Origin of the sequence: Streptomyces europaeiscabiei (genome assembly GCF_036346855.1) — a bacterium.
Classification (GTDB): Bacteria; Actinomycetota; Actinomycetes; order Streptomycetales; family Streptomycetaceae; genus Streptomyces; species Streptomyces europaeiscabiei.
Genome location: NZ_CP107841.1, coordinates 436,730 through 446,082, shown reverse-complemented (window position 1 = coordinate 446,082; position 9,353 = coordinate 436,730). Strand labels below are relative to the sequence as shown.

Below are 9,353 nucleotides of genomic sequence, written 5' to 3'. Positions count from 1 at the left end.
CGGGTTTCCGTCATGCGTCGGTCCTCGCTGCGCGGGCGGCGAAGGCGGCCGGTGTGAGACCGGTGCGGTCGCGGAAGAAGCGGCCGAAGTTCGCGGGGTCGGTGAAGCCGAGGTGGACAGCCACAGCCCGGGCGTCCCACCGGGCACCTCCGAGCAGGCGTCGGGCTTCCAGGAGGCGCCGCTCGTCGATGAGTTCACGCACCCCCTTGCCGGTGGCGTCCTGGGCGGCACGGCTGAGGGTGCGGACCGAGCAGTCGAGCAACTCGGCGTAATCCGCGGCTTGATGCAGCTCGCGAAAGTGCAGCTCCAGGGCGTCCAGGAAGCGCCCGTACCTGTCGGCACGGCCACGGCCGGCGCGGGCCGTGGCCGCGGCCGTTGCCGTGCCGACGGGGGCGATGCCCGGGGAGTTGGCCAGACGCAGCAGCAGCGACTCGAGCAGGCTGCGCCGCAGGGCGTGGTGGACGTCGAGGGGGCGGCGCCCCAGCGCGCGGTGTTCGTCCAGGAGTTGGAGTGCCGTCTGCTGGAGCCAGGCGGCGTCGTCGGGATGCGGGCTCAGCACGGCAGGGGCGTCGTGCGCGGTGAGCGGTGCCAAGAGACGGGCGAGGTCGGGCCGCAGCACGTCCGGTTCGAACAGAATGAACGGGCCGCGGGCCGCGCCGGGCGGATGCCAGCACTGCGCGTGCCCGGGACGCACCCACAGCCACTGGCCGGAGGCGACCGTCCGCGTGACGTGGTCGACGTCGTGCCGCAGCTCACCCTCGGTGACCAGGATCAGGTAGTGGAAGGTGGCACGGCCCGGACGGGGCGGATTCCACGGCCAGTCGTCGTGCCGGGCGAAGAAATCCTCGACGGCACTCACCTCAAGGCCGTACGGAGTACCGACCGGGGGCTGGAAACCGTACAACGGAACCGCAGCTGATCCGGCCTGCCTGCTCGGCCCGGAGTGTCGCTTGTCGACCATCACGTGTCCGCAGCCTACCGCCCTTCCCGTCGGCTTCGACGCAAGGATGGGACGTGCCACCGCGCCCGCGCGGCGCGCCGTCCACCTCCTTCGATGCCACGGTCCGTCACCACCTGAGAAGGCTCACCACCCATGAACGCATCGACCCTGCACAAGACCGCCACCGACTGCGCGGAGGTACTCCCCGAAGCCCGGCTGGGGCACCCCTTCGGCCCCGACTGGGAGGTCTACAAGGTACGCGGCAAGGTGTTCATGCTGATGACCGAAGTCCCGGGGCGTCCCGTCGTGATCCTCAAGGCGGACCCCGGCGAGGCCCACGCCCTGCGGCAGCAGTACAGCCACATCACCCCCGGCTACCACATGAACAAGAAGCACTGGATCACCCTGGAGAGCGGGGAAGGTGTCGACAAGAAGCTGATCGAGGAACTCGTCACCGACTCCTACCGGCTCGTGGTCGCCCACCTGCCCAAGGCCGAGCGGCCCGTCGACCCGCACACCTACGGCACCGGAACGCGGGCGGCCAGGTGAGCGCGGCCGGTGACCGGCTCCAGGACACCGCCCGCCGGGCGGCCCTGGCCCTCCCCGACGTCAGTCACGGATACCCCTTCACCCCCGGACTCGACGTGTACAAGGTCGCGGGCAAGGTGTTCCTGATCGTCACCGACGACCCGGACGATCAGATCATCACGGTCAAGTGCGACCCGAACACGCCCGCGCTCACGTACGTGGCTACGCCTCGATCACACCGGGCCGCTATCTCGACAAACGCCACTGGATCTCGCTTGGGCCGGGACCCGGCGTCACCGAGCGGCTGGTCACCGACGCGGTCGAGGATTCCTACGACCTGGTCGCCGAGCGGCTGCCGCGACGAGACCGCCCCAGTGCTCGATGAGCGCCGCGAGCCTCCCCTCTCCGGCCTGGCCGAACCGTCCCGGACCGCCGATGGTAAGTGGATCAACTTGCCTCATGGGTGGCGTGGGGGCCACCTTCCAGTGATGAGTCCATCGACTTACCTTACGCCTCGGCAAGGAACAATGAAGATGAATCGTCTTGCGGGCAAGCGTGCCCTCATCACCGGCGGCACGAGTGGGATCGGTCTGGAGACCGCGCAGCGTTTTATCGCGGAAGGGGCCGACGTGCTGGTCACGGGGGTCACCCCGGCCGGCATCGAGAAGGCGCGGCAGACCCTTGGGGACAAGGTGCCGGTGGTCCAGGCCGATGCGCGCGATCTCAATGCGCAGCGCGGCGTGGCGGAGCGGGTGCGTGAGCACTTCGGACAACTGGACGTGGCGTTCCTGAACGCCGGCGTCTCGGACTGGCGGCCGTTCGAGGACCACACGGAGGACAGCTACGACCGGCTCTTCGAGATCAACGTCAAGAGTGTCTTCTTCCTCACGCAGGCCCTGGTGCCCGTGCTGGCCAACCCGTCCTCGGTCATCCTCAACGCGTCCAACAGTGCGCACGGCGGTTACGGTCACTCGAACGCCTACGCCGCGACCAAGGCGGCTGTCGCCTCCCTGATGCGGTCGTGGAACGCGGACCTGCTCAGGTCGCACGGCATCCGGTTCAACGCGGTCAGCCCCGGCCCCGTGGACACCCCGCTGTACTCCGGCTCCAAGCTCGGAATCGAGGATCCCGAGCAGCAGAAGGCGGTTCTGGAGGCGATCAGCTCCGGCATCCCCTGGGTCGCATGGGCATGCCCGAGGAGGTCGCGGAAGCCGTCGTGTATCTGGCTTCCGATGCCTCCGCCTTCACTGTGGGCCAGGACCTTATCCTGGACGGCGGCCAGACCGTCCTCTGACAGCGAGGATGCAGCTGGGAGACGGGCGAGGGGCGTGGGTATGTCGGTGGCGGACCGTGACCGATCGGAAACCGGTGGCGATACGTGCCAGGCCGGGTATCACGCGCAGATCAAAGCGGAGAACCGCGCGCGCATCATCCGCGCCGCCCGCGACCTCTTCCTCGCCCGGGGGTACGACAAGACCTCCCTGGCACAGATCGCCAGGGAGGCCCGCGTCTCCACCGGCACCCTCTTCAAGCGGTACCCCTCCAAGGCCGCACTGTTCGCAGCCGTCACCTCCGAACAGTGGCAGCTGGACGTGCAGTACGCCGCACCACCCCCGCCCGGAGACCCCCGGTACGGGCTGGACCACATCGGCCGCGACTACGCCTGCCTGGTCTCGCGGCCCGGCACGGCGGCGCTGTGCCGTCTCATCATCACCGAACTTCCCCAGATGCCGGAACTCGCCGACATCGTCGGCACCGGCTTCGCCATCGACCGCGGACCCTTCTTCGACCGGCTCCGCGACTACCTGGACGCCGAAGCCCAGGCCGGCACACTCGACTTCCGCTCGGCCGACGGACAGACACAGCCGGCATCCGCAGTGGCCGAACAGTTCCTCGGCATGATCTGCGGCCAGCTCCTGTGGCCTCAACTCGTACGGACCGACTTCGTCCCGCCCGACCCCACCGACACCACGATCGTGGACGAAGCCGTCGCCCTCATGCTCACCCGCTATCGCACCGAATCCTGAACCCCGGACAACCAAGGGCATCACCGTCTCCCAGCCGGCCATGGCCTGGCCGCTCACCCGGGGCGAGCACGTAGTGCCGATCCCCGGCACCCGTAGCGTCCAGCGCATTGAGGAGAACGCCGGCGCCGCCGACGTCCCTCTGACCGGGGCCGACCTCGCCACGATCGACGAGATCCTGCCGCACGGCGGCTTCGGCGCCCGCTACTCCGAGGACCACGCCCCCGTCTGGATCTGAGTCCGCCCCGGGACCCGAGCCGCCCTTCCCGACGGACACCGCAGAGTCGGCCCGACCGGCAAGCGCCTGCGCACGGCGGGGCCACTGGACCAGATGCGTGGACGGAGACCAGGCACAGTCACCGGTCGGGGCGGGGTATCCGGACGACCGCAGTCCCTCCGGCCAGATCCACCGTCGTTCGGTTCGGCGGCGCTCCGTCGTCCTGGTTGTCCGGCAGGACCAGTGCAGACTGCCGCTCTTTGAGCTCGTTCTGCTTGCCCGGCGAAAAGCTCGCGTGCAACTGCTCGAACCCGGTCGATGATATCTGCCCCTGACGGGCGATGTTTCGCCACGGCAACGCTCCGGACCGTCCCGCGCGCAACAGCAGTTGGTCGACGAAGGCCAGCAGGGTCAAAGCGATGACCAGCCCGGGCAGAGTCATGAAGAAGACAAATTCCATGCCTCGAGTATTCGTCGTCACAGGACAGCCCGCGGGCCATGAGAGCACACCGGCAGGGCTGCGTACCCCGACTCGTAGGGGTACGCAGCCCGCGGGCGGGACGACCCGCGGGAGGCAAGTGGGCGTGCCGTCCCGGCTACTTCGGGTCGCGGTTGAACACCGACTTCGACCAGAAGTAGCCGAGCGCGGAGAGGCCCAGGCACCAGGCGAGGGCGAGCCACCCGTTGTGGCCGATCTCGCTGCCGAGCAGCAGACCGCGCACGGTCTCGATGGCCGGGGTGAAGGGCTGGTACTCGGCGATCGGCTGGAACCAGCCCGGCATCGCGTCGATCGGCACGAAGGTGCTGGAGATGAGCGGCAGGAAGATCAGCGGCAGCGCGTTGTTGCTGGCCGCCTCTACGTTCGGGCTGACCAGGCCCATGCCGACCGCGATCCAGGTGAGCGCCACGGCGAACAGCGCGAGCAGCCCGAACGCCGCCAGCCAATCCAGAGCCGTGGCGTCCGTGGAGCGGAAGCCGATGGCCACGCCGACCGCGCCCACGAGGGCCACGCTGGCGATGGACTGCAGCACGCTGCCGACGACGTGCCCGATGAGGAAGGAGCCGCGGTGGATCGACATGGTGCGGAAGCGGGCGATGATGCCCTCCGTCATGTCCATGGACACGGACACGGCCGTGCCGACGACGCTGCTGCCGATGGTCATCAGCAGGACACCCGGCACGAGGTAGGCGATGTAGTCGGCGCGGTCGGCGCCGCTGCCGCCGATGCCCGTGCTCATCACGTCTCCGAAGATGTAGACGAAGAGCAGCAGCAACATGATCGGGGTCAGGAGCAGGTTCAGGGTGAGGGAGGGGTAGCGGCGCGCGTGCAGGAGGTTGCGGCGCAGCATCGTGGACGAGTCGCGCACGGCGAGAGAGAGGGAACTCATCGGACAGCCTCCTTGGACTGGCTGGGCTGAGTGGGGACGGTGGTCCCGCTGGTCAGGGCGAAGAACACGTCGTCGAGGTCGGGGGTGTGCACGGTGAGTTCGTCGGCCTCGATGCCGGCGGAGTCCAGCCAGTCGAGGATGGAGCGCAGTTCGCGCTGGGTGCCGCCGCTGGGGAGCTGCAGGGCGAGGGCCTCGTCGTCCCGGGTCGCCTCGCGCAGCATGGAGGCGGCGGACCGGTAGGCGGCCGGGTCGGTGAAGCGGAGCCGGACGTGCCCGCCGGGGACGAGCCGCTTGAGTTCCTCGGCGGTGCCCTCGGCGGCGATCTTTCCGTCGTGCAACACCGCGATGCGGTCGGCGAGTTCGTCGGCCTCCTCCAGGTACTGGGTGGTGAGGAGGACGGTGACGCCGCCGGTGACGAGTTCGCGGATGATCTGCCACATGTTGTGGCGGGAGCGGGGGTCGAGGCCGGTGGTGGGTTCGTCGAGGAAGATGATCCGCGGGTCGCCGACCAGGGTCATGGCGATGTCGAGGCGGCGCTTCATGCCGCCGGAGTAGGTGGAGGCGGGCTTCCCCGCGGCCTCCACCAGGTCGAAACGCTCCAGGAGTTCGGCCGTGACGCGTCGCCCCTCGGGCTTGGACAGGTGGTGCAGGTCCGCCATGAGGAGCATGTTCTCCTCGCCGGTGATCAGGCCGTCGACGGCGGAGAACTGCCCGGTGACACCGATCGCGGCACGCACCGCCTGCGGGTCGACGGCAAGGTCGTGGCCCGCGATCCGGGCTTTCCCGCCGTCGGCGCCGATGAGCGTGGAGAGGATCTTCACGGCGGTGGTCTTGCCGGCACCGTTCGGCCCGAGCAGCGCGAACACGGACCCGGCCGGGATGTGCAGATCGATGCCGTCGAGGACGACCTTGTCACCGTAGGACTTGCGCAGACCGATGACGGAGATTGCGGCAGGCGACTGAGAACCGTCACCCACTCTGGATGTGGGCATGACAGATGAAGGCATGGTGCCCTCCCGTTCGAAGGCTGAGGCGACTGGGGGGAGTGAGTGGGGTGCGTCCGGTGCTTCCGGGGGTCAGGCCTTGGCGCGACGGATGTCGATGTTTCCGTACCGGGTGCGGGCGCGGACCTCGACGGTGTCCCCGGTCGTGTCCGGGGCCTCGGACACGGTGAGGGTGTTGCGCACCTGGCCGGAGTTCGAGCTGACATCGAGCCAGGCGGCCGTGCCCTCGCGGACGCCGACCTCGATGGCGCCGTAGGAGGTCTCCAACTGGACCGTGCCGCGCGCCACTTCGCCTACGCGCAGGGTGCCGTGGGCGGTGGAGGCGGTGACCGAGTCCTCTGCGCGTGCGATGTCGATGTCGCCGTTGGCGCCGCGCACCCGCAGTTCGCCGGTCGCGGCACCGACGGTCGTGGTGCCGTGTGAGTTCTTCAGGACGGCGGGACCGTCGACCAGGCCGACGCGCATGCTGCCGGAGCTGGTGGTGATCTCGGCCCTGCCCACCACCCGGTCCACGGTGATCGAGCCGTGCGACGCGGTCAGGTGCAGAGGGCCGGTCGTGTCGAGGCGGACGTCGCCGGACGAGGTCTTCACGCGGACCTCGCCGAGTCGACCCTCGCCCAGTACCTGGGCCCAGGCGCCGGTCATGTCGATGTGCGAGTCCGTGGGCAGCTCGACCGTCACGTCGACGGTGCCGGTGCGGCCGATGCCGAGACCGAGCAGATTGGGTTTGGGCGTCCTGACCGTCAGTACGCCGCTCACGAACGTGACCTCGGTCTGGGCGGCCGTCCGCACATCCAGGTCCTTCTTCGCGTCGCGGGGCCGCACCTCGACGACGGTGTCGAGGCGGTCGCCCGCGGTGAACTGGATGGATCCGGCCTCCACATGCGCCGTGGTCGAGATCGGTTCGGGAGTGTCGAAAGAAGGCATGGCTGTCCCGTCCTCATGAGTCCTTGGGTCGTCCCCGCTGGTGGGACGTGGTGTGGGTGAAGGGTGCGGGCGAAGGGCGCGGTTAGCGCACCCAGCCCGTGAAGCTCTGCCCGACGGTCTGGGTCTTCTCCGTCGTACGTGTCCGGGTGCCGCCGTCGACCGCCGCGGACACGGTGCGCACCAGCCATGCGTTGACCGACAGGCCTTCGCGGTTCGCGGCCTCCTCGGCGCGGGCCTTGAGCTGGGTCGGCAGGCGCAGGTTGACCCGGGCGGTGCCGCCCTCGTCGCCGTCGGCGGGGTACGGGGTGGTGAGCGGTTCGGCGGGGGCGGTCGGCGTTGCCGGGGCGCTGCCGTAGGTGGGCGGCGGCGTCACCACGAAGTCGGGGTCGAGTCCGCGCAGCCGTACGTCGACCGAGCCGGGGGCGAGTTCGCGGGTGATCTCGTCCATGGCGGCGGAGAGCACGTTGAGCATGGTCAGCCGGGTCGCCGACTCCAGGGGAGCGGTGAGCCGCTCTGCCAGCTCGCGGGCTTCTTCGCCGCCGGCTTCGGCGGCCACCGCGAGTTCGCGGCGGAGGGTGTCGACATACGGCGTGAGGTCCATGGCGCCATCATGGCGCCATATTGGCTCTATGTGCAAGTGGCGGACCGGTATTGCCGGGGTGATGCATCATCGATGCCGCCCTGAGCTGCTAAAACGTGCTGGCGCCCAGATGGTCCGGTGTGGCGCCACGCGTGCTGACTCATTTCTGGGATGGCGAAATGGTGCTGGATGGCGCCATCGTGGCGCCAAGTGATGCCACCCGGTGGCAAGTGATGCCGTGCGATGGCGCATAGGGCCCTGGCTGCCCGGCCAGGTCATGCGAAAAGGCCATGGGCAAACGCGCGCACCAGACCGGCAGTGCTCTGACCGGGAAGGCTGGCCGGGGTGGTGTTTTCCGGCGGTTGGATGTGCGGTGACGTCCGTTCCGACTGCCGGGGGGCATGGCGGCTGAGCCTGTCCATGTACGCAGGTTGACCGACCAGGAAGGGCAGAAGCTGCAGCAGATCGTGCGCCGTGGCAGTACCGGTCCGGTGCGCTACCGGCGCGCGATGGTGCTGCTGGCCTCGGTCGGTGGGAACCGGGTCCCGGTGATCCTTGGGCGTCCGGGTGGAGCCGGGCAGACGGCAGCCCATCGCGAAGCCGGTGCAGGCCGACGAGGACACTGTCCGAGATGTGATCCACCGGTGGCAGCCCGCCCGAGCTGCCGGCCCGCCCCTCGAGCCTCGCCGCCAGTCGGCAATGCAGTCGCGCGCGTGGCTGGTGTGCGACGAGAATGCGCTGGCCGCACCATCGCGCAGAGGAGCCTTCCGATGACCAGTCCGCAGCACGCCCACGCCAGTCTGGACGGCCTTGCGATGGGCGATGCCTTCGGTGACAGCTGGTTCACGCGCTCCGACGAGAACGCCGAGGAGCAGTGGGCTGCCAGGGAGCTGCGTCCGCAACCGTGGCTGTGGACGGACGATTCCGCCATGGCCTTCGTCCTGTTCGCGCACCTGACGACCCACGGAGAGATCCGCCCGGACGGCCTGGCAAATGAGTTCGCCGCCGAGTACGACCGGGATCCGGGACGCAAGTACGGGCCGTCGATGCACGGTGTACTCCGCGGCGTTCGCGAGGGCGGGGACTGGCGGGCCATCACCACCGCGCAGTTCGGCGGACAGGGCTCCCACGGAAACGGCGCCGCGATGCGGGTCGCCCCTCTCGGAGCATGGTTCCGGGACGATCTGCCGGCCGCCGGCGAGCAGGCCCGGCTGTCCGCGCTGGCCACGCACGCTCATCCCGAGGCCGTCGCCGGCGCCGTGGCCGTAGCGGTCGCCGCGGCGCTGGCCGCCGCCGACGAGAGTGCGGACGCCCCGCCACGCATGGAATTCCTGCGGGAGGTCGCCGACCATGTACCGGACAGCGACGTCCGCTCCCGTCTGCTGGTGGCCGCGAACTTCTCCGACCGTACGTCGGTTCGCCACGCGGCGTCCGTACTGGGCTCGGGGACGCTGATATCGGCTCCGGACACGGTCCCGTTCGCCCTGTGGTCCGCCGCGGGACACCTGAACGACCTGGGCGAGGCACTGTGGCAGACCGTTGCCGGGTGGGGTGACCGCGACACCACCTGCGCGATCGCAGGAGGCGTCGTCGCGGCCCGCACCGGCACCGGTGGGCTTCCCGTGGCGTGGCGCGAGGCCCGGGAAGACATCCCCGCCTGGAGCCGTTGGGAAGCTCCTACGGGCGCCCGAAGCGGCGCTGAGTAGGCAGGGACGCTTCCTCGTACTCCGCTTGCACGGTGTTCA

Annotated in this window: 12 protein-coding genes and 1 pseudogene; 7 read left to right on the top strand and 6 right to left on the bottom strand. The window is 69.5% G+C overall.

Annotation, left to right across the window (positions count from 1 at the left end):
• Positions 1–10: 10 nt before the first annotated feature.
• Entirely contained in the window at positions 11–859 is an 849-nt protein-coding gene (locus tag OG858_RS02150) for a helix-turn-helix domain-containing protein (RefSeq protein WP_327723191.1), read from the bottom strand.
• Between the two features lie 234 nt (positions 860–1,093).
• On the opposite strand from OG858_RS02150, the gene OG858_RS02145 reads away from it, so the two are divergent.
• The 6 genes and pseudogenes from OG858_RS02145 to OG858_RS02125 all read left to right on the top strand — a co-directional run bounded on the left by OG858_RS02145 (position 1,094) and on the right by OG858_RS02125 (position 3,730).
• On the top strand, positions 1,094–1,489 hold the full coding sequence (locus tag OG858_RS02145; protein ID WP_327723190.1) for an MmcQ/YjbR family DNA-binding protein: 396 nt from the start codon (positions 1,094–1,096) through the stop codon (positions 1,487–1,489).
• A 166-nt stretch (positions 1,490–1,655) separates the two neighbouring features.
• Entirely contained in the window at positions 1,656–1,853 is a 198-nt protein-coding gene (locus OG858_RS02135; protein WP_328545376.1) for an MmcQ/YjbR family DNA-binding protein, read from the top strand.
• Between the two features lie 103 nt (positions 1,854–1,956).
• Positions 1,957–2,520, top strand: a pseudogene (locus OG858_RS48060) (SDR family NAD(P)-dependent oxidoreductase); the annotation flags it as partial.
• A 131-nt stretch (positions 2,521–2,651) separates the two neighbouring features.
• Positions 2,652–2,762 (top strand): SDR family oxidoreductase, encoded by a 111-nt coding sequence (locus OG858_RS48055; protein ID WP_408059466.1) that lies wholly within the window; start codon positions 2,652–2,654, stop codon positions 2,760–2,762.
• A gap of 40 nt (positions 2,763–2,802) precedes the next feature.
• A complete protein-coding gene (locus OG858_RS48050; RefSeq protein WP_086751447.1) occupies positions 2,803–3,495 on the top strand; it encodes a TetR/AcrR family transcriptional regulator in 693 nt (230 codons plus the stop codon).
• Entirely contained in the window at positions 3,479–3,730 is a 252-nt protein-coding gene (locus OG858_RS02125) for an aldo/keto reductase (protein WP_319268230.1), read from the top strand. Before OG858_RS48050 ends, OG858_RS02125 begins: the two co-directional genes overlap by 17 nt.
• Before the next feature lie 118 nt (positions 3,731–3,848).
• Here the strand turns inward: OG858_RS02125 and OG858_RS02120 are convergent, their stop codons facing one another.
• The 5 genes from OG858_RS02120 to OG858_RS02100 form a co-directional block, all read right to left on the bottom strand.
• On the bottom strand, positions 3,849–4,169 hold the full coding sequence (locus tag OG858_RS02120; protein WP_086751446.1) for a DUF6191 domain-containing protein: 321 nt from the start codon (positions 4,167–4,169) through the stop codon (positions 3,849–3,851).
• Between the two features lie 136 nt (positions 4,170–4,305).
• Positions 4,306–5,097 carry an ABC transporter permease gene (locus tag OG858_RS02115; protein ID WP_086751444.1) on the bottom strand — a complete coding sequence of 264 codons (792 nt, stop codon included), beginning with the start codon at positions 5,095–5,097 and terminating at the stop codon, positions 4,306–4,308.
• Positions 5,094–6,089 (bottom strand): ATP-binding cassette domain-containing protein, encoded by a 996-nt coding sequence (locus OG858_RS02110; RefSeq protein ID WP_328545192.1) that lies wholly within the window; start codon positions 6,087–6,089, stop codon positions 5,094–5,096. Before OG858_RS02110 ends, OG858_RS02115 begins: the two co-directional genes overlap by 4 nt.
• Before the next feature lie 84 nt (positions 6,090–6,173).
• Positions 6,174–7,028: a DUF4097 family beta strand repeat-containing protein gene (locus tag OG858_RS02105; protein ID WP_086750696.1), complete on the bottom strand. Its 855-nt coding sequence runs from the start codon at positions 7,026–7,028 to the stop codon at positions 6,174–6,176.
• An 82-nt stretch (positions 7,029–7,110) separates the two neighbouring features.
• Positions 7,111–7,629, bottom strand: a complete 519-nt coding sequence (locus tag OG858_RS02100) for a toxin-antitoxin system HicB family antitoxin (protein ID WP_086750697.1) — start codon at positions 7,627–7,629, stop codon at positions 7,111–7,113.
• A 749-nt stretch (positions 7,630–8,378) separates the two neighbouring features.
• On the opposite strand from OG858_RS02100, the gene OG858_RS02095 reads away from it, so the two are divergent.
• On the top strand, positions 8,379–9,314 hold the full coding sequence (locus OG858_RS02095) for an ADP-ribosylglycohydrolase family protein (protein WP_327742989.1): 936 nt from the start codon (positions 8,379–8,381) through the stop codon (positions 9,312–9,314).
• The last annotated feature ends 39 nt before the right edge of the window (positions 9,315–9,353 follow it).